The 25,355-nt window shown below is 69.8% G+C and carries 19 protein-coding genes; 12 read left to right on the top strand and 7 right to left on the bottom strand.

The window, feature by feature from the left end; all coding sequences use genetic code 11:
• Positions 1–7 precede the first annotated feature (7 nt).
• From E3T55_RS08405 to galE (E3T55_RS08415), 3 genes are all read left to right on the top strand, one after another.
• Entirely contained in the window at positions 8–925 is a 918-nt protein-coding gene (locus E3T55_RS08405) for an alpha-1,2-fucosyltransferase (protein WP_134519123.1), read from the top strand.
• A gap of 124 nt (positions 926–1,049) precedes the next feature.
• Complete coding sequence (locus E3T55_RS08410) at positions 1,050–2,309, top strand: oligosaccharide flippase family protein (RefSeq protein WP_134519124.1); 1,260 nt, start codon at positions 1,050–1,052, stop codon at positions 2,307–2,309.
• An 80-nt stretch (positions 2,310–2,389) separates the two neighbouring features.
• Entirely contained in the window at positions 2,390–3,361 is a 972-nt protein-coding gene (gene galE / locus E3T55_RS08415) for a UDP-glucose 4-epimerase GalE (protein ID WP_134519125.1), read from the top strand.
• A gap of 64 nt (positions 3,362–3,425) precedes the next feature.
• On the opposite strand, the gene E3T55_RS08420 is transcribed toward galE (E3T55_RS08415), so the two are convergent.
• The 5 genes from E3T55_RS08420 to E3T55_RS08440 form a co-directional block, all read right to left on the bottom strand.
• Positions 3,426–4,724 (bottom strand): O-antigen ligase family protein, encoded by a 1,299-nt coding sequence (locus E3T55_RS08420; RefSeq protein WP_241992952.1) that lies wholly within the window; start codon positions 4,722–4,724, stop codon positions 3,426–3,428.
• A 24-nt stretch (positions 4,725–4,748) separates the two neighbouring features.
• On the bottom strand, positions 4,749–6,053 hold the full coding sequence (locus tag E3T55_RS08425) for an O-antigen ligase family protein (RefSeq protein WP_166791721.1): 1,305 nt from the start codon (positions 6,051–6,053) through the stop codon (positions 4,749–4,751).
• 254 nt (positions 6,054–6,307) lie between these two features.
• Entirely contained in the window at positions 6,308–6,748 is a 441-nt protein-coding gene (locus E3T55_RS08430; RefSeq protein WP_134519127.1) for an SRPBCC family protein, read from the bottom strand.
• A 68-nt stretch (positions 6,749–6,816) separates the two neighbouring features.
• Entirely contained in the window at positions 6,817–8,325 is a 1,509-nt protein-coding gene (locus tag E3T55_RS08435; protein ID WP_134519128.1) for a phytoene desaturase family protein, read from the bottom strand.
• 582 nt (positions 8,326–8,907) lie between these two features.
• A complete protein-coding gene (locus E3T55_RS08440; RefSeq protein ID WP_134519129.1) occupies positions 8,908–10,137 on the bottom strand; it encodes an acyl-CoA dehydrogenase family protein in 1,230 nt (409 codons plus the stop codon).
• Positions 10,138–10,298: 161 nt separating this feature from the next.
• Here E3T55_RS08440 and manA point away from each other — a divergent pair, with 161 nt between their 5' ends.
• From manA to E3T55_RS08475, 7 genes are all read left to right on the top strand, one after another.
• Positions 10,299–11,693, top strand: coding sequence for a mannose-6-phosphate isomerase, class I (gene manA, locus E3T55_RS08445; RefSeq protein WP_134519130.1), 1,395 nt, complete (start codon positions 10,299–10,301; stop codon positions 11,691–11,693).
• 893 nt (positions 11,694–12,586) lie between these two features.
• On the top strand, positions 12,587–13,555 hold the full coding sequence (gene galE / locus E3T55_RS08450; RefSeq protein WP_134519131.1) for a UDP-glucose 4-epimerase GalE: 969 nt from the start codon (positions 12,587–12,589) through the stop codon (positions 13,553–13,555).
• A gap of 181 nt (positions 13,556–13,736) precedes the next feature.
• Entirely contained in the window at positions 13,737–14,087 is a 351-nt protein-coding gene (locus E3T55_RS08455) for a WhiB family transcriptional regulator (RefSeq protein ID WP_134519132.1), read from the top strand.
• Between the two features lie 118 nt (positions 14,088–14,205).
• On the top strand, positions 14,206–17,424 hold the full coding sequence (locus tag E3T55_RS08460; RefSeq protein ID WP_134519133.1) for a glycosyltransferase family 2 protein: 3,219 nt from the start codon (positions 14,206–14,208) through the stop codon (positions 17,422–17,424).
• Entirely contained in the window at positions 17,414–18,865 is a 1,452-nt protein-coding gene (locus E3T55_RS08465) for a DUF5719 family protein (RefSeq protein ID WP_134519134.1), read from the top strand. The genes E3T55_RS08460 and E3T55_RS08465 overlap by 11 nt, the downstream gene beginning before the upstream one ends.
• A 44-nt stretch (positions 18,866–18,909) precedes the next feature.
• Positions 18,910–19,896, top strand: a complete 987-nt coding sequence (locus tag E3T55_RS08470) for an MTAP family purine nucleoside phosphorylase (RefSeq protein ID WP_134519135.1) — start codon at positions 18,910–18,912, stop codon at positions 19,894–19,896.
• A gap of 218 nt (positions 19,897–20,114) precedes the next feature.
• Positions 20,115–21,161 (top strand): NAD-dependent epimerase/dehydratase family protein, encoded by a 1,047-nt coding sequence (locus tag E3T55_RS08475; RefSeq protein WP_241992954.1) that lies wholly within the window; start codon positions 20,115–20,117, stop codon positions 21,159–21,161.
• Between the two features lie 552 nt (positions 21,162–21,713).
• On the opposite strand, the gene E3T55_RS08480 is transcribed toward E3T55_RS08475, so the two are convergent.
• Entirely contained in the window at positions 21,714–22,862 is a 1,149-nt protein-coding gene (locus E3T55_RS08480; protein ID WP_134519137.1) for a sensor histidine kinase, read from the bottom strand.
• Positions 22,859–23,863, bottom strand: coding sequence for a response regulator (locus E3T55_RS08490; RefSeq protein ID WP_420897987.1), 1,005 nt, complete (start codon positions 23,861–23,863; stop codon positions 22,859–22,861). Before E3T55_RS08490 ends, E3T55_RS08480 begins: the two co-directional genes overlap by 4 nt.
• A gap of 109 nt (positions 23,864–23,972) precedes the next feature.
• Between E3T55_RS08490 and E3T55_RS08495 the strand changes: the two genes are divergently transcribed.
• On the top strand, positions 23,973–24,647 hold the full coding sequence (locus E3T55_RS08495) for a glycosyltransferase family 2 protein (protein ID WP_134519138.1): 675 nt from the start codon (positions 23,973–23,975) through the stop codon (positions 24,645–24,647).
• A partial coding sequence (locus E3T55_RS08500) for a TIGR04282 family arsenosugar biosynthesis glycosyltransferase (protein WP_134519139.1) occupies positions 24,644–25,355 on the top strand: 712 nt, incomplete at its 3' end. The genes E3T55_RS08495 and E3T55_RS08500, both read left to right, overlap by 4 nt.

Consider the following 25,355-nt stretch of genomic DNA (forward strand, 5'->3'; position numbering starts at 1 on the left):
TGAACCAATGAATCCTCCCCTTGACATGAGTGATGGTATCTGCGCCTACCTGCAGGGGGGAATGGGCAACCAACTCTTCATCGTCGCCGCGGCCTGGGAGCAGGCCGACCGGCTGGGTTGCCCCCTCTACATCGACGGGTCCCGCTTTCTCGCTGCCGACCCGATCGAATTTGCCAAGGAAACACCGCGCCACTTCGACCTGGGCACCCTGGCGCTGCCGGGAACCGTCGTGGCAGAGAATTCTCCGTGGTTCAAGAACTCGCCCCGCCGTCCGCGCGTCATCCGTCGACCGGCACGGGCCTCGCACCGGTTGGCCGTCTACCGGCAGCCGTCTTTTGGATTCGACCCCGCCGTCAACGACGTGACGGTTGGCACCACACTCCTGGGGTACTTCCAATCGCCGAAGTACTTTCCGACGGTCGCCGATCGGGTCAACCAGATGATCTGGGATGCCCCGGTGACCGACGTTGATCAGATGGAACTGGACAGGATTCGGGAGCACCCGCGGCTCACCGTGCACATGCGGCGCGGCGACTACCTCGACGCGGCGACGCGCGCGCATCACGGTGTCGCCTCGGCCGAGTACTTCACCCGGGCGCTGCAACTCTGTGATCGGCTGGTGCCGGGTACCGAGGCCCTGGTCTTCTCGGACAGCCCCGACGTGGCCGCCGAGGAACTGGGCTCACGCCCCGGAGTGACTTTCTTCGACGGGCTCGAGACGATGGGCACCCTCACGACGCTGAAGGCCATGGCGCTGGGTCACGGTTTCATCATGAGCAATTCCTCGTTCAGCTGGTGGGCAGCGTGGATGATGTCCCGCCTCTCGGACGGACCCGTTATCGGTCCGCGCCCCTGGGAGGCCTCGGGGGAGAGCGCGAACGATCTGTTGCTGGCTCACTGGATGACTCTGGACGCCCGCGCCTGACACCCGATTGCCGCGGGCGGAATGCGCAGGGACTGCGAATGCTCACCCTGTAACGTGTCAGGGTAGCGATTCCTGACCGCCATCGCATTATTCCCAGAGACGTTGTGGACGGATTCGTACCCAGATGAAACAGAATGCCAAGACCACCTCGTGGGCTCAGATGACGACGTGGCTGTTGTCCGCGAACATTCTGCGCAACGTGGGCCTGATCGTCGTGCTGGTCGTGCTGGCACGGTTGACCTCGGCCGAAACCGTGGGCCGGTACGCTCTCGCTCTCGCGATCACGACTCCGATCTTCGTTCTGGCCCAGATGGGCCTCAAGGGCGTTTACCTCACGATGCATCACGACTACCGCTTTCGGTCATACGCACTCGTTCAGCTGGTCATGGTTGCGGCGGCGGTCATCGTCAGCGTTGGTGTGGCCTTGGTCTTCAACCGCGATCTCATCGTGACGGTCACCCTCGTGGCGGTCATCAAGGTCGCTGACTCACTCTCCGAATTCTTCTCGGCACCGCTGCAGAAATACGACGCGGCGCGACGAATCTTCTGGGCCTACCTGACGAGCGCCGTGCTGGGCAGCGCCGTGACCGGCGTGGCGCTGGCCCTGACGCGCGACCTGGACGTTGCGCTGGCCGGGCTGGCCGCAACGTCGCTTTTCGTGGCGATTTTTCTCATGGGGTTTCCGGCCCGCCGCCTCGTGCGCGGCCGTGAGGGAGATGCTCACGCGCTCCTGGCACCGGCTCAGGACCGTCGACGAATACTGCGAGCCGGCCTTCCCATGGGCGTGGCGGGAGCAATCCTGGCGCTTGTTTCGTCGATGCCGCAATACTTCCTTGCCCGGGATCACGGCGAGGGCGTCGTCGGCTACTTTGTGGTGCTGCTCTACGTCTTCGCCATCGTTGATATCTTCTCGGGGACCCTGACCCAGGCCTGGATTCCCAAGGCGCGCCTGGCCCTGGAGAATACTGACGGCGACCACTTTCGTTTTCTGCGCAGCACGCTCGTCACGACGGGCTGGTGGTCGCTCGTGCTCATGCCGCTCGCCATCATCGGCCTGGTCATCGTGTCGTTGTTGCTGCCGATCGTATTCGGACCGGAGTACGTTCTGTCGTTCGCGGTTGCGCTGCCGCTTTTCGTGGGTATCGTTGTGTTGCCTTCGACGCACTTCGGTGGAACCGCCGTCGCCGTGCAGAACTTCTACGTGCACGGAATCACGCTGAGCATCGGGTCGGCTCTCGTCTCCCTGATCGCGTGCAGCGTCTTGATTCCCGGATTCAGTGCGGCCGGAGCGTTGTGGGCAATTTCTCTCGCCTACGCTGCGCGCGGCGTCTTCGCGTTCGTGATTCTGTACCTTCGCGCGCGCTCGCTCGCATCCGCGCGCTGACGCGGCCGTCAGGTCGGAGTCTGCCGTCGTGCCTGGGGCCGCCGTCGTGCCTGAGTTCGCCGTCGTGACAGACTGACGGGATGACTGTTCTTGTGACCGGCGGCGCCGGCTATATCGGATCCCACGTCGTCAACCTGCTTCTGGATCGCGGCGACAGCGTGGTGATCGTCGACGATCTGGTCACCGGAGTTCAGGAACGCGTCGCCGGCGTTCCGCTCACGCAGATCGACATGTCCGTCTCTGAGGCACCCGACGTACTCGAAAAGATTATGCGGGACAACGACGTCGACGCGGTCATTCACTTCGCCGGACGTAAACAGGTTGCCGAGTCCGTGGCCCGCCCGGCCTGGTACTACCAGCAGAATGTCGGTTCGCTCGCGAACCTGCTGCTCGCGATGGAGAGCGCTGCGGTCAAGCGGCTGGTCTTCTCATCCTCTGCCGCCGTGTACGGCTCCTCCGAGGGCGCCAGCCTGCAGGAAGACACACCGCCCCGACCGATCAACCCCTACGGCGAGTCCAAGCTCATCGGTGAATGGCTGGTCGCCGATGCTGTGACGTCCTTCGGGCTGCGAGCGTCCAGCCTGCGCTACTTCAACGTTGCCGGGGCCGGTCGGCCGGAACTCGGCGACACCGCCGTGCTGAATCTGGTCCCGATGGTTCTGGAACGCCTCGATCGGGGGCTCTCGCCGCTGATCTTTGGCGCGGACTACGACACGGATGATGGAACCTGCGTGCGGGACTACATCCATGTGCTTGACCTGGCCGATGCCCACCTCTCGACACTCGACAGCCTGACCGAAGGTGATCCCCGTCACGACGTGTTCAACGTGGGCACCGGAATCGGATCTTCCGTGCGAGCCATGGTCGACGAAATCGTGCGAGTCTCGGGTTCCGAGGCCCTGCCGGAAGTTCTGGGTCGACGACCCGGTGACCCGGCGACCGTCGTCGCCGACCCCCGCCTCATCTTCGACACGGTGGGCTGGACGGCCACACGTGGCCTGACCGAGATCGTGCAATCGGCCTGGGACTCCCACCTCTTTCTCACCAGGTGAGCTTCGGCCCGCGCGATACGCGGGCGGCTTTTCGCAGTGAGGTGTGAAACCGAAACGGCTGGCGTCAGGGCTTCTCGGGCTTACGCGCGAGGGCGCTGCGCCAGCTGAGACCCTGCGCGGCGCGCACGGAGCAGACCAGCAGCAGAAACCAGCCGTACTCGACGAGCACGGTGCTCTCGGCGAGCGACGTGACGATCAACACGACGAGCACGAGCGCCGGCCAGACGTAGACGAGTGAGCGCTTGTTGCTCGCCAGGATCCAGGCGCGCACGAAGGCGATGCCGACGAGCGCGACGAAGGCGACCGCGCCGACGAGACCGACCTGAAAGTACACGTCGAGGTAGGCGTTGAGGCCGGAGGAATAGTCGCGGCCGGTCGTGAACTCCAGCCAGCCGTACGGTGTCGAGCTCGGCCAGATTCCGGTGAAGCCCCATCCTTCGAGCGGATGCAGCGGCATCAGCCGAATCATTTCGTCCCACAGCGAGAGCCTCACGTTGAGTTCCGCACCGGCATTCAGCAGGCCGAAGACCTGCTCGCGGGTCGCCCAGAGCGTGAGTACGGTGACGAGGGTCGCCGCGCCCAGGCCGAGTTGCAGCATCCATCGCCCGCCAACCGGGGCGCACCGCAGCGCATAGAGGGCCACGGCGGCCACGGCGATGCAGAGCGCCACGATGAAAATCACCGGAGACCGGGTGAGGATGAGGCAGATGCCGGCCAGCCAGACCGAGCCGATGCCGAGTGAACGCGGAACGGAGCGCGACTTCCATTCCACGACGAAGGTGATGACGGCGATCAGCGCGATCAGTCCGAGCGCGTTGCGGGTGCCGAAGACGCCCTGGATGGGCCCCAGAAAGGCGATATTGCCCGCGATACCGAGGAACACGATCGGCAGGTCGAGCAGCAGCGACAGGACTTCGAGGGCAATGGATGCCCCGAGCAGCACCCGCAGCACGTCGCCGAGCGCACGCACAATCTGGATCGAATCCCGCACCAGAGCGACGTAGATCGCGAGAAACCCGAACGCCACCTGATAGCCCGTGCCGCGCAGGGTCGCGAGGGTGTATTCGCTCCAGACCAGCGAGAGCAGGCACCAGCCCGTGAACACGAGAATCGAGATCGGCAGTACGCCGTGCCATTCAAGGGTGTCGCGGCGCGCCCAGAGCGACAGGGCCGCGAGAAGCACCAGCCCGACGAGAATACCGATCAGTCCGGGCCAGCCCATGGTGCTGCGCAGCAGGTGCGTCGAAAAGGTCGCGCCGATGATCGCGAGGGTGAGCGACGCCGTGAACCGGGGCGCGCCGAAGAAGCGGGTCAGCGCCTCGGTCAGCGCCCGGCGGTCGGGGCCGTTCGGTGTGTTGCTCATGGAAGTACCAAACTACCAATCCGGTCAGGGCATCTTCGTTGGAGCGCCCTGATGACGCTTGGTCATCACGGCCATCACGACGAGCAGCACCCAGCCGTATTCGACCAGCAGTCGGCTCTCCGCCACGCTCTGCGCGAGCAGCGCGGCCGTCACGAGCAGCGGCAGCAGAGCGGATGCCGCATACGGCGTCGTGTCGGCGACGCCGAGTCGCGGGCGGTCCACCGCGAGAAACCAGGCCCGCCACAGGGTGGAGAGCGCGAGCAGCCCGAACACGATGACGCCGACGATGCCGAGCTGCAGCCACACATCGAGCCAGGCATTGTGTGCCTGCAGGTAGACGACGCCCTTGCGCTCGGCGAGATTGGCGAACGGTTCGACGAACGGGTTCCAGTAGCTGACCCAGCCCCAGCCGATCACCGGTCGCTCACTGGCGAGGTCGATCACGCTGTTCCAGATGTCGAAGCGGCCGGTGAGGTCCTCGCTCTTGCCGAACAGGCCGAGCAGCGGGCCGCTGAAGAACAGTAGGGCGCTGACCGAGGCCACGAGCAGGGCCGCGGCGGTCGCGTAGATGGGGCGGCGGTGCTGCGGATGCGCGCGGCGCGTCCACAGGGCGAAGCCGAGCACCACGAGCACCACGAGGGTCGCGAGCGTGATCGTGGCGGAGCGGGTGAGCCCGAGCATCACCACCGCGAAGGTAAGCCAGGCCACGCCCCAGCCGCGCCGTACTGTCTTCGCGGCGAGCTGGAGGCCGAAGACGATGACCGCGAGCAGGGCGACGAAACCGAGCAGGTTGCGGCTGGCCACGATGCCCTCGATCGGGCCGCCCGTAAGCAGCAGCGCACGGGACCAGTAGAAGGCCTGCGGAATCTTCTCGTCGCCGTAGTCGACGAAGAACGGCAGCACCGGCGCCTGAATCACGGCGGCGACGAACAGCTCGAAGACGATTGACAGGCCGAGCACCCAGCGCAGCGCTGACGACAGGGTGCGCAGCAGCTCGGCCCAGGTCAGGGTCAGGGCGAGAAACACCGCGGCGATGGTGGTGATCCACTGCAGGGTCACGCCGAGCGCGGCGGCTGCCGGGTAGGCCGACCAGGCGATCGACAGGGTCGCGAGCAGCATGAACGCCACGAGGGTCTTCGGAAAGCGGCGCCAGTTCAGCGCGGGTTTCTGCGTCACGAGCAGCGTGATGCTGCCGACAACGACGATGGCGGCGATCAGACCGAAACCCCACCAGCCGCCGACACTGCGCCAGAACTGTCCGGCGAGAACGCTGAACAGCACAAACGTCGAAAACATGCGGACGACGAAGCGACTCTGAACGGCGGGCATGGTTCCTAGGTTACCGGCGCGAGGGCCGCCAGCCGCGCCGCCCGCGCGGGGGTCGCATCCGCTCACGTCGCGTGGCTGCGGTGAGTGGTCGCACAACGCCCCATGGCTCGCGCGAGTGGTCGCAAATGGCCCCATGGATCGACTTCATGGGGCGATCTGCGCCCACTCGCGAGCGCGCCCCTCGCCCCATGGGGCGATCTGCGCCCACTCGCGCGCGACGTGTCAGAGATGGCCCTGTGGGCTCGGGCTGCGGGTCAGGCGCCGCCCTCGGCGAGAAAGCCGAGGCGTCGCAGCGTTTCGGTGTTGCGCACGTGCAGGCCCACATCCGCGATCGGCGTCGGAATGAGGCGCGCGGGGCCGGCGACGGCGTGCTCGGTGAGGCGCACGAGGCATCCGTGGCCGCCTTCTCGTTCACGCACGTCGATCGCCACGTGCGCCTCGCCGATCGGCCAGCCGCGGGCGGTGAAGAGGGCGTGGCGCGGGGGATCCCACTCGAGCACCGAGGTGGTGTCGTCGAGCAGGGCCGGCCAGACGCCGACCGAGTGGTGGATGGCGCTGCCCGGCGACGGCCACGCGTCATCGACGGCCCGCATGCGGCTCGCGCCGACGACCCAGGTCGGGTAGAGCCAGCCGTCGGCGAGCACCTCGAAGACGCGCTCGGGCGGGCAGGAGAAGAAGGCGTGGTTCACGGCCATGGCGGGTCTTTCGGTTCGGGGTGGGCGTGCGGGTCGGAGTAGGGCGGGTCTCTGCGGGGCGGCGTCGGTCAGGTGAGCCGGGGCAGCCGCGTCGGCGACAGGTCGGGCGGCTCGGCGAGGCCGTACTCGTGCTGCAGGGCGCTGAGCGCGGCCCGAAATCCGGGAAGGCCGTGCACGCCAGGGCCCGGCGGCGTCGACGAACTGCACAGGTAAACGCCCGGCAGCGGGGTTCGCCAGGGATCGGGCGACAGAACCGGGCGACGGATGAGCTGGCCCACCGTGATCTCGCCGGCCGCGAGATCTCCGCCGACCAGGTTGGGGTTGAGGCGCTGCAGCTCGGCGGCGGTGCGACTGTTCGAGCCGAGGATGGTGTCTCGAAATCCCGGCGCGTAGCGCTCGATCTGCCGGGTGACGATCTCGGTCTGGTCGCGGGTGCTGCCGCTCGGCACGTGCGTGTACGCCCACAGGGTGTGGCGGCCGTGCGGTGCCCTGGTCGGGTCGAACAGGCTCGGCTGCGAGACGAGCACGTAGGGGAAATCGGCGTGCCGGCCGCGGGCGACCGCGTTCTCGGCCCGCACGAGCTCGGCGCGGGTGCCGCCAAGGTGCAGCGTGGCCGTCTGAGCGAGGTGTGGGTTGGCCCACGGCACCGGCTCGCTCAGGGCGAAGTCGACCTTCGCCGCCGCGTTGCCGTAGCGAAAAGCGGCGAGCGAGCGGGCGTATCCGTCGGGCAGGGCGTCGCCGGCGAGGGCGAGCAGGGCCCGCGGGGTCACGTCGAGCAGCACGATGCGGGCCTTCGGCAGGTCGCGCAGGTCGTCGATGCGGGTGTTCGTCACGATCTCGCCGCCGTGCGCCAGCAGGTCGTCGGCGAGGGCCTGAATGATGGCGCCGCTGCCGCCGACCGGAATCGGCCAGCCCCCGGCATGCCCGTGCACCGCGAGCGTGAGACCTGCCCCGGCCGTGGCGAGGCTCGGCAGCGGGCGGATCGAGTGCGCGATCACCCCGGTCAGCAGGGCCGGTGCGGCGACGCCTCGAAAGCGCAGGTTCCAGAAGGGGGAGCCCTGCTCGAGGGCGCGCAGGCCGAAGCGGGCCACGGTGAGCGGATGCCGTGGCACGCGCAGCAGGGTGTCCCCGGTGAATTCGGCCACGGCATCCGCTTCGCGAACGAGTGGGGCGAAGAAGCGGCGCCAGGCCGGGCCGTCACGGCCGAGGTCGTCGACGGTGCGCTCGAGGTCACGCCAGGCGAGCGCGGCGGCGCCGTGTTCGAGCGGATGCCCGTACGACAGCGGGGGCACCACCAGACTGATGCGCTCGGCCAGCCCGAAGCGGCGGAAGAACTCGCTCGCGACGGCCATCGGGTGCACGGCGGATCCCACGTCGTGATGAAAGCCGGGCAGGGTCAGCTCGGCGGTGGCCGCGCCGCCGCCGATGCGCGGGGCCTGCTCGTAGACCCGCACGCTGAGGCCCGCGCGGGCGAGGGTGACGGCGGCGGCAAGTCCGTTCGGGCCGGAACCGACGACGATCGCGTCGGGTGCACCGCCGGGGGTCGCGGGGGTCGCGGGTGTCGCGGAGGAAGCCATGCGCCGAACCTACCCCGTTCCCTTGTACGAGAGTGAGAAGTTGTGGCGCTTCCCAAGCGTGTGAAGCGCTGGGAAGCACGTGCTCACTCGCGCGCGGGTGGCGGCATCCGTTTGCTGCCCGGTATGGCAGGGGATGTCCAGGGGCGCGCCGACACGGGAGTCCACACGGGGGACGCCCCGGCTCACGAGGCAGCCCCACGGCCGGCGGCAGGAATTGCGGGACGGGTGAGGGGAGGCATCCTGAGGGTGTCGAACAGGGTGTCGAACAGGGTGTCGAACGTGACCCATGGGGCCATTGTTGGCTTTTCGTCAGCGAGATGCCAACATCCGCCCCATGAGGCAGCTCATGGCTGCGCGAGAAGCCAAAAATAGCCCCTTGGATCGACGTGAAGGGGCTATTTTTGGCGTCTCGCGTCGGCGAACACCTGCCCATGGGGCCATTGTTGGCTTCTCGTCAGCGAGATGCCAACATCCGCCCCATGAAGCTCCGGGCACCGAGCGCGCCACCGTGAGAAACCACGAAACGCCCCATATATCTATCCTCTGGGCGCTCGTGGCTACAGAGCGGATGCCCCACCCGCGCTACACGAAGGCGGCCTGGCCGGTGATCGTGCGGCCCACGATGAGGGTGTTCATCTCCTGGGTGCCCTCGTAGGAGTAGATCGCCTCGGCGTCGGCGAAGTGCCGGGCCACGTTGTACTCGAGCGTCACGCCGTTGCCGCCGAACAGTTCGCGGCACCAGGCCACCGTCTCCCGCATGCGGCTCGTCGTGTAGGCCTTCGTGAGTGCGGAGTGCTCGTCGCGCTGGGTGCCCTCGTCGAGCAGCTGCGACACCCGCACGACCATGCCGAGGCTCGCCGTGATGTTGCCGAGGCTCTTCACGAGCAGGTCCTGCACGAGCTGGTGCCCGCCGATCGGCTTGCCGAACTGCTCGCGCGACTTCGCGTAGGCGACCGCGGCGTCGTAGGCGCCGATCGCGTTGCCGACGGCGGCCCACGACACCTCGGCGCGGGTCAGGCGCAGCACTCGGGCGGTGTCCTTGAACGAGTTGGCGTTCTGAAGGCGCATCCGCTCGGGCACGACGACGTTCTCGAGCACGATGTCGGCGTTCTGCACGGCGCGCAGGCTGATCTTGCCCTCGATCTTCGTGGTCGTGAAGCCGGGGGTCCCCCTGGACACGAGAAAGCCCTTGACCTGGTTGTCGGCGGTGTCCTTGGCCCAGATGATGGTGATGTCAGAGAAGGTGGCGTTGCCGATCCAGCGCTTGGCGCCGTTCAGGGTCCAGGAGTCGCCGTCGCGGGTCGCGGTGGTGGTGAGGCCCTGCGCCGCGTCACTGCCGGAGAGCGGTTCGGTCAGCCCGAACGCGCCGATGACCTCGCCGGAGGCGATGCGCGGCAGCCACTCGGCGCGCTGCTCGGCGGAGCCGCAGACGCTGATCGTGCCCGCGGCGAGGCCGTTCTGCACGCCGACGAAGGTGGCGACGGATGCATCCACTCGCGCCATCTCGAGCGCCACGAAACCGCGGAACACGGCCGAATTCTCAAACGGGCGAGTCTCTTCCCAGCCGAAGGAGTAGGCCCCGAGCGCGGCGAGCGGCTTCACGATCTGCATCGGAAACTCGGCGCGGTCCCAGCATCCGTTTGCGATGGGCCGCACGTCGGACTCGAGGTAGGCCCGCAGTGCGACGAGGGCGGCCTTCTCCGGCTCGGACAGCAGGTTCTCGTAGCCGAAGAAGTCGCTCGCGAGGGGCTTGAAAACGGCGAGCGGCTGCGGGTCGAGGGAATCATCAAGTGCCAGCAGGGGGTCGGTCATGGTGTGCTCCATTGCAACGGGTGAACGCGGCGCACGGCCGCGTTCGGCGCCGGGCGTCGGGACCGGCGCCGGGTGACTCGAGCGTCAGCCTAGGCGAGCCGGCTGGGTGCGCCCGAAGTGGTTGGTAGTTTGGTCTAAACCGAGTGGGACTGGAGCAGGACATGTTTGTGGGCATCACCAACACACCGCGAAATTACGCCTGGGGATCCCCGACCGCGATTGCGACGCTGCTCGGTCGCGAGCCGTCCGGTCAGCCGGAGGCCGAGCTCTGGCTTGGCGCGCACGCCGGATCGCCCGCCGTCATCACACACCCGGAACGGGTGAATGGCGCCCAGAACCTGCTGGAGTGGATCACAGCCGACCCCGAGACGGCGCTCGGGTCGGCGCTCGCGTCGACCGCGCCGACGGATGCCGCGGGCGGCCCCGAGACGCCGGCCGAGGCATCCGCTGCCCCGCATCTGCCGTTCCTGCTGAAACTGCTCGCCGCGGCCGCGCCGCTGTCGCTTCAGGCCCACCCGAGCACGGAGCGCGCCCGCGCCGGCTTTGCGCTGGAGAACGCCGCCGGTATTCCGGTGCAGGCCGGAAACCGCAACTACCGCGACCCGTTTCACAAGCCGGAGCTGATCTTCGCGCTGAGTGAGAACTTCGAGGCGCTCTGCGGGTTTCGCGGGCTGGCCGAGATTCACCGCATCATCGAGGAGCTGCGCGCCCTCGACGTGGCCACCGAAGATCCGCAGTCCGGGGCGATCGACGCTCTCGAGCAGCATCTGACCGCACCCGACCCCCTGCAGAACACCGTGGACTGGCTGCTGCGCGACGGGCGCGGCGGCGACTCCGGCGAGGTCGCCTGGCTCGTCGAACGGGTCGTCGCGCTCGCCGACCACGCCGCGTTCCTCGCCGACGGGGGAGCGGTGATCTCGTTCGCCACGGAACTCGCGACGGTGCGGGAACTCGCTGCCGCCTACCCCGGCGACCCCGGAATCGTCATCGCCCTGCTGCTCAACCGGGTCACGCTGAAGCGCGGCGAGGCGCTCTACCTGCCGGCCGGCAACATACACGCCTACCTGTCGGGCCTCGGCGTCGAGATCATGGCGGCCTCCGACAACGTGCTGCGCGGTGGCCTGACGCCCAAGCACATCGACATTGACGAGCTGCTCGCCGTGCTCGACTTCGTGCCGAGCCCGGTGCCGCGCCTCGCGCCGATCGAGCGTGCCCCCGGGGTGAACGTGTACCGGCCGGGCGTGCCCGATTTCGAGCTCGTTCACATTCAAGCGGATGCCCCGGTGCCGGCCCCGAAAGCCGGTTCCGATGGTGTCGCTTCGGGTGGTGCCGGCTCCGCTGACGCCGCCGGCTCCCTGACCGCGGCGGTGCCCATGCGCCAGGTCACCCTGCACGGTCCGGCGATCGCACTCTGCACGGCTGGCGGTTTTCTCGTGGCCGGGGCCGGGGCATCCGTCACCCTGAAGCGCGGCGAGAGCATGTACGTGACCCCCGACGAGGGCACCCTCACCTTCGCCGGCGCGGGCGAGGTCTTTCTGGCCACGACCGGCGCCTGACCCGCGGGCCTCGGCCGCGCTGGGGTTGGGCGCAGGTGCCGCGGACCGACGTGACTGCCGCGCGGCGGCTTCGGCGGCTTCGGCGGCGGATGCCGCGGCGCAGCTACCGCGTTCCGGCGCAGCTACCGCGTTCCGGCGCAGCTACCGCGTTCCGGCGCAGCTACCGCGCAGCGTGGCCCGGATCGCGGCTGCGGGGCCGTCGCGGCGAGCTGCGCGGTACTAACGCCCCAGCGCGGTAGGCGCGCCTACCGCGCAGCGGCGCAACTACCGCGTTGCTCCTGCTGGCCCGGCCAGCGGGGTGGCGCAACCACCGCGTAACGGCGCAACTACCGCGTTGCGCGGCGTCGTCCGGTACTGGCCGGCGGATGCTGGGGCGCAACTACCGCGCAGCGGCGCAACTACCGCGTTGCTCCTGCTGGCCCGGCCAGCGGGGTGGCGCAACCACCGCGTACCGGCGCAATTACCGCGTACCGGCGCAGCTACCGCGTACCGGCGCAGCTACCGCGCAGCGTGGTCGGGGCCGCTTCGGTGGCGGATGCTCGGATCGAACGTGCCCCGCGTGCCCCGCGTGCCCCTCGTGCGCCTCGTGCCCCTCGTGCGCCCGCAAGCTGCACGGGCGCCGGAACCTGGCATCGCGTTGCGCGACGGAAAGCTGCGGGTGAGCCCGAAACGTGCAGCGCTGTGCCCTCGTGCGCGCCACGGCCGCACGGGCGCGTGGCCTGCCAGGCGCACGAGCAGTTGTGGGGCGCAGCAACATCGAACGCCCGGAGAAACACCCGCGCGGGCTCGCGGGCGACGGGCCTCATTCAGCCGACGGATGCTCGGGTCGGGCCGCACCCGAACGGTAGGCTCCTAGGGCGGCCCGTCGGGGCCACGGAGAGTGCGAGGGCATCATGGCTTGGCTGGTAACCGGCGGCGCGGGATACATCGGATCGCACGTCGTGCGGGCATTTCTCGCGGAGGGCATTGACGTGGTCGTCATCGACGACCTCTCCAGCGGCCACGAAGAGTTTGTGCCGGCGAACGTTCCGTTCGTGCGTGGCTCGATCCTCGACGGCGGTCTGCTGCTCGACACTTTCGCCAACCACGCCATCACCGGCGTCGTGCACGTCGCCGGGTTCAAGTACGCCGGCGTGAGCGTGCAACGCCCGCTGCACACCTACGAGCAAAACGTGACCGCGACGGCCGTGTTGCTCGCGGCCATGGACTCCGCGAATGTGCGCCGCATGGTGTTCTCGTCGAGCGCCGCCGTCTACGGCACCCCGCACACCGACCTCGTCACCGAGGCCACGCCGAAGAGCCCGGAGTCGCCCTACGGCGAATCCAAGCTCATCGGTGAGTGGCTGCTGCGCGACATGGCGGTCGCGACCGGCCTGAACCACACGAGCCTGCGGTACTTCAACGTCGTCGGCTCCGGCACGGTCGACCTGCGCGACACCAGCCCGCACAACCTGTTTCCGCTCGTCTTCGATGCCCTGCTGGCCGGGCGCATCCCACGCATCAACGGCAACGACTACGCCACGCCCGACGGCACCTGCGTGCGCGACTACATCCACGTGGCCGACCTGGCCGTATCCCACGTCGCCGCCGCGCGTCGCCTCGATGCCGGTGAGCCGATTGAAGCCGTCTACAACCTCGGCAGCGGCGACGGTGTGTCGGTCGGCGAAATCATGTCGACCGTCGCGGCCGTCACGGGCATCGACTTTCTGCCCGAGATCGCGCCGCGCCGCGCCGGGGACCCCGACCGCATCGTGGCGTCCGGTGACCTCGCGGCCCGCGATCTGAACTGGCAGATGCGCCACAGCCTCGACGACATGGTGCGCACGGCGTGGGAGGCCGGCCAGGCAGCGCTGCCGGTCTGACGCGCGATCTAACGATTAGCCCCCCAAACGGGCCAGTTTGCGCGGTTGGGCGCGTCGCAACTCTCCATCCTGCGTTGAGGGTTTACGATTCCCGGCTTGACTCAATCGAATTACACCGGTGTAATTAGGTGTGCGCACGTACGGTGCGTCGAAATCGGTGGGAGACAGGGTGGGAGACGACATGCACGATTCGGAGTCGCAATCCGCAGTTCCCGACGATTGGTTCGTCGATCCCGTACAACTCGGGGTTCCCGGAGTTCGGCGCTCAACGCCCCAAGACGACTCCGTTCGCGGCTCGGGCATCGTGCCCGACGCGACGCTCGCGTGGCAGACCGATTCGCTCTGCGCGCAGACCGACCCCGAAGCCTTCTTTCCCGAAAAGGGCGGCTCAACCCGCGACGCCAAGAAAATCTGCACGTCGTGCGAGGTGCGCGCCCAGTGCCTCGACTACGCGCTGGCCAACGACGAACGCTTCGGTATCTGGGGCGGCCTCTCCGAACGGGAACGCCGCAAGCTCCGCAAACGCGCGTAGACCTCCCTCGCCGTCGCTCGCCCGTCGCAGGTCCGTCACCCGGATGGGGGACGAATATCGGGCGCGCCCCCCGCGCCTCCCGGCCATGGCCGCCGCGGCGTTCTAGGCTAGGACCGATATGCAACCGAGAGTCACGGCCATCCTCGTCGCCCGCAATGGGGCGACTCACCTTGAGCGAACTCTCGAGGCCCTGCGTTCCCAAACCCGTCGGCCCGACATCGTCATCATGGTCGATTGCGGCTCGACGGATGCCACGGGTCGCCTCATGGCCGACTACGGCCCCACCCAGCTGATCACCGCGGGCGCCGACCTGAACTTCGGTCAGGCCATCGCGACGGCGGTGCGCGTGACCGCCGCGCCGGAGAACGACCACGAGATGCTCTGGCTGCTCGCCCAGGACAGCGCTCCCGAACCGGGCGCCCTCGACGCGCTGCTGGGAGAGCTGGAGATCGCGGCATCCGTCGCCGTCGCCGGACCGAAGGTGCTCGACTGGGGCGCCGGCGAGTACATTCACGACTTCGGCGAATCCGTCACGCCGCTCGGCGCGACCGTGACCCTCGTCGAGAGCGAACTCGACCAGGGCCAGCACGACGGCATGAGCGACGTGCTCGCCGTCAGCGCCGGCGGCATGCTCGTGCGCCACACCGTCTGGCTGCAGCTCGGAGGCTTCGACCCGGCACTGCCGACCGTCGACGACTCCCTCGACTTCTGCATTCGCGTGCGCCTCGCCGGGTACCGGGTGTCGGTCGTCGCCGCCGCTCGTGTCACCTCCGCTGGGGCCGGCATCGCCGGCCCGAACCAGTCCTCTCGCGGCAAGCTGCGCCGCCGCCGGCTGCGCGCCGAACGCTCCGCCCAGCTGCACCGCCGGCTCGTCTACTCCCCGGCCTGGGCGCTCCTGTTCCACTGGCTCTCGCTGGTGCCGCTCGCTCTGCTACGTTCGCTCGGGCAGCTGCTGCGCAAGGAACCCGGCGCAATCATCGGTGAATTCTCGGCCGCGTTCGGGGCAGCCCTGCACGGGCTGCGAGTGCGCAGCTCCCGTAAACGCTTCGCGGCGACCCGGGTGCTCGGCTGGGCCTCGATCGCGACCCTGCGGGTGCCCTCCGTCGAGGTGCGGCGCCGGCACGCCCTGCAAAAAGAGGCCAGCCTGTTCATGGCCAGGGGCGACCGCCCCGAGATCCGCTTCTTCTCCGGCGGCGGCGCCTGGTCGGTGCTGACGGCCCTGGTCGTGGGCCTGGCCATCTTCGCGCCGCTGCTCGGCGCGTCGACACTGACCGGCGGCGGACTGCAGCCCCTCTCGGGCAGCCCGGCCGAACTCTGGGCCAACGTCGGCTACGGCTGGCGTGACATCGGAATCGGCTTCGTCGGCGCCGCAGACCCCTTCGCCGCGGTGCTCGCCGTACTCGGGTCGCTCTCGTTCTGGAACCCCTCGACCGCGCTCGTGCTGCTCTACCTGCTGGCCCTGCCGCTCGCCTCCCTCGGCGCCTGGCTCGCGGCCGCCCGCCTCACCGAACGCGGTGCCCTGCGCGCCGTCGCCGCGATCCTCTGGATCTTTGCCCCCACCTTCCTGAGCGCTCTCGCCGAGGGGCGGCCCGCCGCGATCCTCGTGCACCTGCTGCTGCCCTGGCTGTTCTTCGCCGGATTCGCCGCCGGCCGCTCGTGGTCGGCATCCGCTTCGGCGGCGCTGCTGTTCGCCGCGATCATCGCCTGTGCGCCCTCGCTCGCCCCCGCCCTGCTGCTGATCTGGCTCGTCGCCACGATCACGAGCGGGCGCAGCGTCATGCGCTACATCGGTATTCCGCTGCCGCTCATCGCCCTGGCCCTGCCGCTCGTGATCGACCAGAGCCTGCGCGGCACCTGGCTGGCGCTGCTCGCCGACCCGGGCGTGCCCGTCGCAAGCACCGAAGTCACCGGCTGGCAGCTGCTGCTCGGGTTCCCGTCGGGGCAGCTCGGCGGCTGGACCCCCATGCTGCAGGCACTCGGCGTGCCCGGCGCCGAGTATGTGATCGGCGCCCTCCTGGCCCCGATCGCCATTCTCGCCGTGCTCGCCCTGTTCCTGCCCGGCTCCCGCGCGGCGACGGTCGCCCTGGTCACCGCCGTGCTCGGCTTCGGCACCGCCTTCGCCGCCACCCACCTGTTCGTCGCCGCCGCCGGCGCGACGACGGTCAACGTCTGGGCCGGTTCCGGCCTCAGCCTGTACTGGCTCGGCCTGATCGGCGGCACGATCCTCGCCGTGCGCGGGCTGCGCCGCTTCGCCTTCGCCCCCGCCGTCACCGCCGCGATCCTGCTCGTCATCGTCGCAGCCCCCCTGGCGGCGGCGATCCCGCTCGGCACCTCCGTCGTCGCGGAGGGCATCGACCGCACCCAGCCGGCCTTCGTGTCGGCCGAGGCTCGGCTCGACCCCCGGGTCGGCACCCTGCAGCTCACGCCGCAGCCCGACGGCGGAGTTCTCGTCACCGTGCTGCGCGGCGACGGCGAAACCCTCGACAACCAGTCCACGCTCGAAAGCACCGACCGCACCCTCAGCGCGCAGCAGCGGGACCTCGCCGACCTCGCCGGCAACCTCGTCTCCCGCAGCGGATTCGATGCCGGCACGGCCCTGACCGAACTCGGCGTGCGCTTCGTTGTGCTGCAGCCCGCCGGCAGCGCGGCCGGAGTCGCGAGCGTCGACGGTCAGGTCGAGGCCTCGAGCGCCGGCGGTTCGAGCACCGATGCGTCCGACACGTCCGACTCGTCCGTCGTCACGACCGCGGACGCGGCGACGCTCGAGGCCGTCGCGACCGAACTGCGCACGGCGACGGCGCTCGACGCCAACGCGGCCCTCGCGCCCGTCGGCGACACCGCCTTCGGCCGACTGTGGCAGCACGAATCGCCGGCGGATGCCGCCACGACGGCGGCCATTCCGGCCCACGCCGGCGGGGCCTACGGCTACCTCACCCTGCTCGTCATGATCGTCGTCGTCGGCGCGACCGTGCTGCTGTCGATCCCGACCGGCGCCGGCCGGGAGGCCGTGCGCCAGGCCAACCGCGACGCCATCCGCCGCGCCAGCCGCACGAGCGTCAAGCAGAAGAAGCGCTTCGGACGTCTCACGGCACGCCGCGCGGCGACCCGTGTGCCCGCGCCGGTGCCCGACGCCAGCAGCCTGCCGCCGGAGAGTGCGCCCGGGCCCGAACCCGATCCCGATTTCGACGCGGATTCCGACAGTGATGCCGAGGCGTCCGACTTCGATTCCGGAACGTCGATCCCCGACCACTTCGATCATCCCGACCGGGCGGCACAGCCCGACCAGCCAGCCACCGCATCACCCCGCAGTCCCGAGGAGCCCGACAATGCCCGATAAATATGCGGTGACCCGCGGCATTGCGCGCATCGGCGGCCGTATTGTGGCCGGATTCGTGGTGCTCGCCGTCGCCGCCGGCGTCGTCACGGCCGCGATCGCACTGCCGTGGCCGACGTTTGAGGTGCCCCCGGCATCCGCGATTATCTCGCCGACGCCGAGCGAGCAGCAGCGGGTCTGCCCCGGGCCGGTGCTCGCCCTGGCCGAGGATTCCAGTCAGGCCCAGGCCGCGACATCCGTCGGCCGCGCCGAGTCCGTCTACGATGCCTGGTCGGAGGCCGCCGGCCTGGTCGACGTCACCGCGAGCGACCTCGACGCCGTCGACAACCTGTCCGCAGATGGCACGGCCGCACCCGAAGAACTCACGGTGCCCGCGCCGGAGGGCGCGACCGTCGCACCGCTCGTGTCGGGCAGCCAAAGCCAGGTGCTCGCGACCGAAACGCTCACCGGGCTCGCCGTCGCCGCCTGCGGCGAGGCCGCGAGCGATGCCTGGCTGGTCGGCGGCTCGACCGACGTCGGCCGCAGCACCCTCGTCTTGCTCAGTAACCCGACCACCGTGCTCGCCACCGTCAGCCTCACCGTCTACGGCGAGACCGGCGTCGTTGACGCCCCCGGAGCGTCGGGCATTCTCGTGCAGCCGGGGGAGCAGCGCGTCGTCTCGCTCGCCGGCCTCGCCCCGAACCTCATCTCGCCGATCGTGAACGTGCAGTCGACCGGCGGACAGGTCGCGGCCACGCTGCAGCAGAGCAGCATTCGCGGCATCGAGCCCGGCGGTGTCGACCTGATCGGCGCCACCGGCGTGCCAGCCCTCGAGCAGACCATCGCCGGGTTGAACGTGACCATCGAGCCGCTGCCGGAGCAGTCGGCCGATCCGGACGCGATTCCGTCTGTGCGCCTGATGGCCGTCGGGGACTCCCCGGCGACCGTGCAGGTCGGCGTGACGAGCGCCGCCGGCACCGCGGCGGGCAGCTCCACGCAGGTCGAGCTCGAGCCGGGAATCGCCACCCAGGTGCCGTTCCCCGAGCTCACCGTCGGCAGCTACTCGGTGCAGGTCACCTCCGACGCACCCGTCGTGGCCGCGGCCCGCACCTCGGCCGTCGGTACCGCCGGCCGCGACTTCGCCTGGTACCCGTCGTCGAACGAACTGGCCGGCGATTTTCTGGTCAGTGTCGCCGCAGGCCCCTCGCCGACCCTGCACCTTGTCAATACCGCGACGACGGATGTCGACCTGGTCGCCACCCCGACCTCGGGCGAGACCCTGCGCGTCACGGTGCCGGCCGGCGCCCGAGCCGATCTGCCGCTGGCCGCATCCGCTACCTATGTCGTGACCGGCGGTGAGACTACGATCGCCTCGGTCGGGTATGTTGGCGACGGTCAGCTCGCGTCGTTTGCGCTCAACCCGGCCGGCCCGCTCGCCGAGGCGATTCGGGTCTACCTGCACTGATCTGACCTGTGACCGTTCGTGACCGTGACCCCTTGGAGCCATCCGTGACCCCCAGCGACCTCGCCCAGATTGCCGTCATCGGCGGATCCGGCCTGTATCAACTCTTTGCCCCCGAGCAGTCGACCGTGCACGAGATTGCCACGCCCTACGGCTCGGCGAGCGTCACGGTCGGCCAGCGCGCCGGCCGCCGCGTCGCGTTTCTGCCGCGGCACGGCACCGGGCACTCGGTCGCCCCGCACCTCATCAACTACCGCGCCAACATCTGGGCCCTCGCGAGCCTCGGCGTGAAGGCGATCATCTCCTCGGCCGCGGTCGGGGGCGTCAACCCCGAGTATCCGCCGGGACTGCTCGTGGTCACCGACCAGTTCATCGACCGCACGAGCGGGCGCCCCGACACCTTCTACGAGCACGGATCGGTGCAGCACCTCTCGGCCGCCGACCCCTTCGACCCCGTGCTGCGTCGCGTCGCGATCGACGCCCTCGAGGCGCTCGATGAGCAGTTCGCCGCGACCGGAACCGTCGTCATCATCCAGGGTCCGCGCTTTTCGACCCGCGCCGAATCGGTCTGGTTTCGCGCTGTCGGCGCCGACATCGTGAACATGACCCAGTACCCAGAGGTCGTGCTCGCCTCCGAGCTGAACATGAGCACCGTCAACCTGTCGTTCGTGACCGACGCCGACGCCGGCCTCAGCCCCCGCGAGGCCGAGCCGGGCGCGGCGAATGCTGAGGCGACCCCGGCGACGGATGCCGTCACCGCCGACCTCGTGTTTCGTCGCCTCGCCGAGGCCCAGCCTCGCATCCTCGCGGCGATCGACGGCATCCTGCGCGCCCTGCCCCGGGACTTCGCGCCCCGGGCCCTCATCGCGCCGGCCGAGGTGCGCGCCGTGCTCGAGCGCGAGGTGCAGCACCATCCCGCATTCGAGCTGCCGCCGCTGAACCCGCCCGCTGCCGCTGCCGCTGCCCACGGCTCGGCGCCGGCTGCGACGAACACGACCGCCGCGTCGACCGGCCCGGCGGCCGACGCCCGATGAGCCTGCACGTTGCGGGCCCGACTGCTGCGGGCGCGACTGTGCCGGGCCCGACTGTGCCGGGCACTGTGTCGGGGCAGACCGTGCCGGGCACTGTGTCGGGCCAGACCGTGCCGGGCACTGTGTCGGGCGCGACTGTGCCGGCCTTTCCTGATGCGGGCGCGACTGCTGCGGCCCTTCCTGATCCGGGCCGGCCTGGCGCGGGGGACCGCGCCCGCCATCTGCTCGTCACGGGCGGGGCCGGCTTCATCGGCGGCGCGATCGTGACCGCCGCCCTCGAGCGGGGTTACCGTGTGCGGGTGCTCGACTCCCTGCGCCGCGACGTGCACGGCGCACCGCCGACGCTCGACCCGCGGGTCGAGTTGCTGATCGGTGACGTCACCGACCCGGCCGCCTGCGCCGCCGCCCTCGACGGCATCGACGTGGTCTGCCACCAGGCGGCGAAGGTCGGCCTCGGCGTCGACTTCGCCGACGCGCCCGACTACGTGCACAGCAACGAGGTGGGCACCGCGGTGCTGCTCGCCGCGATGGCGACCGCGGGCATCCGTCGCCTGGTTCTGGCCTCGTCGATGGTCGTCTACGGGGAGGGCAGCTACCTAGGCCCGCACGGCTTCACCCGGCCCGCGCCGCGCCGCGCCGCCGACCTCGACGCCGGGCGGTTCGATCCGCTCGACCCGGCCACCGGCGCTGCACTGGAGCCCGTGCTCGTGTCCGAAGACGACCCGGTCGACCCGCGCAACGTCTACGCGAGCAGCAAACTCGGCCAGGAGTACCTCGCCACCGCCTGGGCCCGTTCCACCGGCGGCCGGGTCGCCGCGCTGCGTTACCACAACGTGTATGGGCCAGGGATGCCGCAGAACACGCCGTACGCCGGCGTCGCCTCGCTGTTCCGCTCGGCCCTCGAACGTGGCGAGACCCCGCGCGTGTTTGAGGATGGAGCGCAGCGGCGGGACTTCGTGCACGTGCGGGATGTTGCATCCGCCAACCTCGCGGCGCTCGAGTGGACCGCGGCCGAGGCTGGGGAGTTTCGCGCCTTCAACGTGGGCAGCGGGGTCGTGCACACGATCGGTGAGATGGCGGCGGAACTCGGCCGCGCCGCCGGTGGGGTGGTGCCCGTTGTGACGGGGGAGTATCGCCTCGGGGATGTGCGGCACATCACGGCGTCGTCGGAGCGGTTGCGCAGTGAGCTGGGCTGGGCGGCAGCAGTGAGCTTCGAGGATGGAATGCGCGAGTTCGCGACGGCACCGCTGCGGGCAGCGGTGAAGTAGGTCGAGGGCTCGGGCCATGACGCGGGAGTCGGGGCGAAGGGCGCCAAGACCATGCGCGCGGCTCCCGGGGCAGCTGGCCTGGGCTTGCGCGTCGCCGCGCGTGAGATGTCAGAGGTGGCCCCGTGGGCGCGGGCGGATTTAAGGGGCGATCTGCGCCACCTCGTGAGCGGAGTGTCACAGATGGCCCCTTGGGCGGCGGTGGTTCTCGGAGACTGACCCTTCCCGGGAGCGCTGCACGGAGGCAAGGGGCATATTGTGGCTTTTCGTGAACGAGAAGCCACAAAGCGCCCCTTGAACGCTCTCTCCCTTCGACGAGACGCCAAAATTTGCCCCTTGAGACGATCTGAAGGGGCAATTTTTGGCTTCTCGTGGCTTCGCCACGTGCGTGAAGGGGCCGATTTTGGCTTCTCGTGAGCGAGACGCCACAATATGCCCCATGGTCGCCGGGGCACGCATCGACCGCGCGGCAATTGGGGTTCTGCGGGGCGAGAGCGGCGGACGGGCATTCCCGCGGCAGCGGATGCCCCGCCGCTGCACCGAAAGAGCGGCCGCCTACGCGGGGTGGGCCGGGAGAAACACGTCGAAGCGACATCCGCCGTCTCGGTTGTAGACGACCACTTCACCGCGGTGGGCCTGCACGATGCCCTGCACGATGGCGAGGCCCAGGCCGGCACCGCCGGTGCGGCCGGGCTGGCCGTGCTGGTCCGGGGGAGTGCGGGGCGAGCTGGCCCGCCAACCGGCCTCGAAGACCCGACCCAGGTCGTGTTCGGGGATGCCGCCGGCCGTGTCCTGCACGCTGATCACGGCGCGGCCGTCGGCGTGTTCGAGAGCGGAGACGACGATCGGGCTGCCGGGCGCGGACTGTTGCATCGCGTTCATGACGAGGTTGCCCACGACCCGGGCGAGCTCTCGAGGATCGGCGAGCACGGTGAGCCCCTGCTCGCCCTCGAAGCGCAGATCGAGCGATTTCGCGGCCGCGACCGGCGCGAGGTCGGCCACCGTGTCGCTGATCAGGTCATAGAGCGAAACGGGTTCGAGGGCCAGCTGCAGGGTGCCGGCGTGAATGCGTGACAGCGCGAACAGATCATCGACCATGCCCGTGAGCCGGTCGACCTGCCCGCGAATCTGCGCGTAGTAACGGTCGGGGTCTTCAACCATGCCGTCTTCGAGGGCCTCGGCCATGGCCCGGATGCCGGCGAGCGGCGTGCGCAGGTCGTGAGAGATCCACGCCACCAGCTCCCGGCGGGAGCCCTCGACCCGGTCCTCGCGGGCGCGCAGTGCGGCGAGGCGTTCTCCCGTGGCCGCGAGCTCGCCGGCGAGGGCCGCGAACTCGTGGCTCGTGTGGCGGTCGGGGGAGGCCACGGGTTCGCCGCGCCCGATGCTCGCGGCCGCCGCGCGCAGGTAGCGGTTGTCGCGGGCGAGGGACCGGCCGAGCACGGCGGCCATCGAGACGGATACCAGCCCGGTCACCGCGGCGATCCAGTAGAACACGATGAGGTCGTCGGACGAGAGGTACATGAGAGAGGCGGCCGCGGCCATGCCGCTGACGAGCGAGGTGACCGTCGCGGCGGCCACGACCACGAGCTGAAGCACGAGCGACGAGCGGGACAGCAGGCGCAGCACGAGCAGGCCGAGACAGCCGACGATTGTCGCGCAGGCGAGTGCGAGGCCCGCCACGGCGAGCAGCGCCGAGGCGGTCATGGCGCGGCGACCGCCGGCAGCGAGGTCGCGGGCGGACCCGCGGTCGTGGGCGAGGTCGGCCCCGCGGTCGGACCTGAGGTCGGCACCGAGGTCGAGGGCGAGGTCGCGGGCGGCGGCGTGGGCGAGGGCGGCACCGCGGTCGAACCTGAGGACAAACCTGAGGACAAACCTGAGGTCGGCGCCGAGGTCATGGGCGACTCCGCGGGCGCATTCGGTGACCCGGGCGGCGCCGCCGGCACCGCGATCGGGCGTGGGGCAGCATCCGTCGCCCCGAGCACGATCGGATCGAAGCGATAGCCAACCCCCCAGACCGTGTTCAAGACCCGCGGATGCGCCGGGTCGGCCTCGATCTTCTCGCGCAGGCGCCGCACGTGCACCGTCACCGTCGACAGGTCGCCGAACTCCCAGCCCCAGACCGAGCGCAGCAGGTCTTCCCGGCTGAGTACCTTCGACGGCCGCCAGACGAGATAGGCGAGCAGGTCGAACTCGCGGCTGGTGAGCACGAGCGCCGTGCCGCGCAGGCGGATCTCGTGGGCGCCGAGGTCGAGCGAGAACTCGCCGACCTCGATCACGCCCTCTGGCAGCGACTCCGGCACGCTGCGCCGCAGCACCGACTGCACCCGCAGCACGAGCTCGCGCGGCGAAAACGGTTTCACGAGGTAATCGTCGGCGCCGGCTTCGAGGCCCTGGATGCGGTCCTCTTCCTCGCCGAGCGCGGTCAGCATGATCACCGGAATCGCCCAGTTCGTGCGCACCCGGCGGCAGACCTCGATGCCGTCAAGGTGCGGCAGCATGCGGTCGAGCACGACGAGGTCGGGGCGCAGTTGTTCGGCCAGGTGCAGCCCGCTGAGCCCGTCGAGGGCTTCATCGACCGTGAATCCGGCGGCGCGCAGGTACCGGCAGACGACCTCCGAGACGGTCGGGTCGTCGTCGATGACGAGAATCCGCCGGTCGGAGAGCGCGTCGGCGCGCATGCTGGCGAAAAATTGTGAGGGGGCCACGTTCTTTACCCTAGATGCCCCGGCCTGACAGTGCACCGGGTCGCAGCCTTCCGATTTTCGTAACGTTTCGTGCCCGGTTCTCCCAGCAAGCCCAACCTACTGTCGATACATGACGCAGAATCAGACGCTGGTAGACGTGGTGCTGCCGTGCCTCGACGAGGCCGGCGCCCTGCCCTGGGTGCTCGCGCGCCTGCCACAGGGCTATCGCGCGATCGTCGTCGACAACGGGTCGACGGATGGTTCCGCCGACATCGCCCGCAGCCTCGGCGCCACCGTCGTGCACGAACAACGGCGCGGATTCGGCGCCGCCGCCCACGCCGGCCTGCTCGCCGCGACGGCCCCCATCGTCGCTTTCTGCGACGCGGATGCCTCGATGAACCCCGAAGACCTGCCTCGGGTCGTCGACCCGGTCGCCGACGGCACTCGTGATCTGGTGCTCGGACGCCGCCGCCCGACCGTTGCCGGGTCGTGGCCCGTGCATGCGCGAATAGCAAATACCAGCCTTTCTTGGCGACTGCGCCGAATAACAGGTGTGACCATTCATGACCTCGGCCCGATGCGGGCCGCCTCCCGCGAGAAGCTCCTCTCCCTGAATCTGCAGGACCGCCGCAGCGGCTACCCCCTGGAGATGTTTCTGCGCGCCTCCGAAGCGGGGTGGCGCATCCACGAAGTGGATGTGCCCTACGCGCCGCGAGTCGGCCGCAGCAAGGTCACCGGTACCGTTCGCGGCACCCTGACGGCGATCGGCGACATGTCGCGCCTGCTGCGTGAGGTGCGCCGATGACTATCGTGGTCGTGATCGCGAAGGAGTGCCTGCCCGGCCGCGTGAAGACCCGCCTGCATCCGGCACTCAGCTACGAGGGCGCGGCCGAACTGGCGTCCGCGAGCCTCGACGACACCCTCGCGGCCGTCAACGCGCTCGAGGCGACCCACTCCGCGTTCCCGGCCCGGCGCATCCTCGCCTTTGACGGCGTGACACCGCCGCCCGCCGCGGCCGGCTGGGAGATTCTGCCCCAGGTCGACGGCGACCTCGACGAACGCCTCGCGGCGATCTTCGATACCTGCGACGAGCCCACCCTGCTCGTGGGAATGGACACCCCGCAGCTTTCGGCCGCGCTGCTCGCCCCGGTCTTCGCCGACTGGGCCGCCGCGGCGCGCCCCGGCCCCGGGCTGCGCTCGGCGACGACGGATGCCTGGTTCGGCCCCGCCGCCGACGGCGGCTTCTGGGCGCTCGGCCTGAACAAGCCAACGGGAGCGCTCATTCGCGGCGTCGCCATGTCGCGGGACGACACCGGAGCGACCCAGCTCGCCCGCCTTCAGGATGCCGGCCTGCGCGTGCGCATGCTCGACACCCTCGTTGATGTTGACACGATCGAGGCCGCGCACGACGTGGCCGCCCTCGCCCCCGACGGCCGCTTCGCGGCGACCCTCGAGGCCCTGACCGCCCCCGGCGTGACGACCGCCGAGGCCCTGACCGCCCCCGGCGTGACGG

The sequence above is a fragment of the Cryobacterium frigoriphilum genome (assembly GCF_004403305.1).
GTDB lineage: Bacteria > Actinomycetota > Actinomycetes > Actinomycetales > Microbacteriaceae > Cryobacterium > Cryobacterium frigoriphilum.

Excerpts from the sequence above, each read along its gene's own strand:
- E3T55_RS08405 (WP_134519123.1), top strand. The coding sequence starts at position 8 with ATGAATCCTCCCCTTGACATGAGTGATGGTATCTGCGCCTACCTGCAG.
- E3T55_RS08410 (WP_134519124.1), top strand. The coding sequence starts at position 1,050 with ATGAAACAGAATGCCAAGACCACCTCGTGGGCTCAGATGACGACGTGG.
- galE (WP_134519125.1), top strand. The coding sequence starts at position 2,390 with ATGACTGTTCTTGTGACCGGCGGCGCCGGCTATATCGGATCCCACGTC.
- E3T55_RS08420 (WP_241992952.1), bottom strand. The coding sequence starts at position 4,724 with ATGAGCAACACACCGAACGGCCCCGACCGCCGGGCGCTGACCGAGGCG.
- E3T55_RS08425 (WP_166791721.1), bottom strand. The coding sequence starts at position 6,053 with ATGCCCGCCGTTCAGAGTCGCTTCGTCGTCCGCATGTTTTCGACGTTT.
- E3T55_RS08430 (WP_134519127.1), bottom strand. The coding sequence starts at position 6,748 with ATGGCCGTGAACCACGCCTTCTTCTCCTGCCCGCCCGAGCGCGTCTTC.
- E3T55_RS08435 (WP_134519128.1), bottom strand. The coding sequence starts at position 8,325 with ATGGCTTCCTCCGCGACACCCGCGACCCCCGCGACCCCCGGCGGTGCA.
- E3T55_RS08440 (WP_134519129.1), bottom strand. The coding sequence starts at position 10,137 with ATGACCGACCCCCTGCTGGCACTTGATGATTCCCTCGACCCGCAGCCG.
- manA (WP_134519130.1), top strand. The coding sequence starts at position 10,299 with ATGTTTGTGGGCATCACCAACACACCGCGAAATTACGCCTGGGGATCC.
- galE (WP_134519131.1), top strand. The coding sequence starts at position 12,587 with ATGGCTTGGCTGGTAACCGGCGGCGCGGGATACATCGGATCGCACGTC.
- E3T55_RS08455 (WP_134519132.1), top strand. The coding sequence starts at position 13,737 with ATGCACGATTCGGAGTCGCAATCCGCAGTTCCCGACGATTGGTTCGTC.
- E3T55_RS08460 (WP_134519133.1), top strand. The coding sequence starts at position 14,206 with ATGCAACCGAGAGTCACGGCCATCCTCGTCGCCCGCAATGGGGCGACT.
- E3T55_RS08465 (WP_134519134.1), top strand. The coding sequence starts at position 17,414 with ATGCCCGATAAATATGCGGTGACCCGCGGCATTGCGCGCATCGGCGGC.
- E3T55_RS08480 (WP_134519137.1), bottom strand. The coding sequence starts at position 22,862 with ATGACCGCCTCGGCGCTGCTCGCCGTGGCGGGCCTCGCACTCGCCTGC.
- E3T55_RS08495 (WP_134519138.1), top strand. The coding sequence starts at position 23,973 with ATGACGCAGAATCAGACGCTGGTAGACGTGGTGCTGCCGTGCCTCGAC.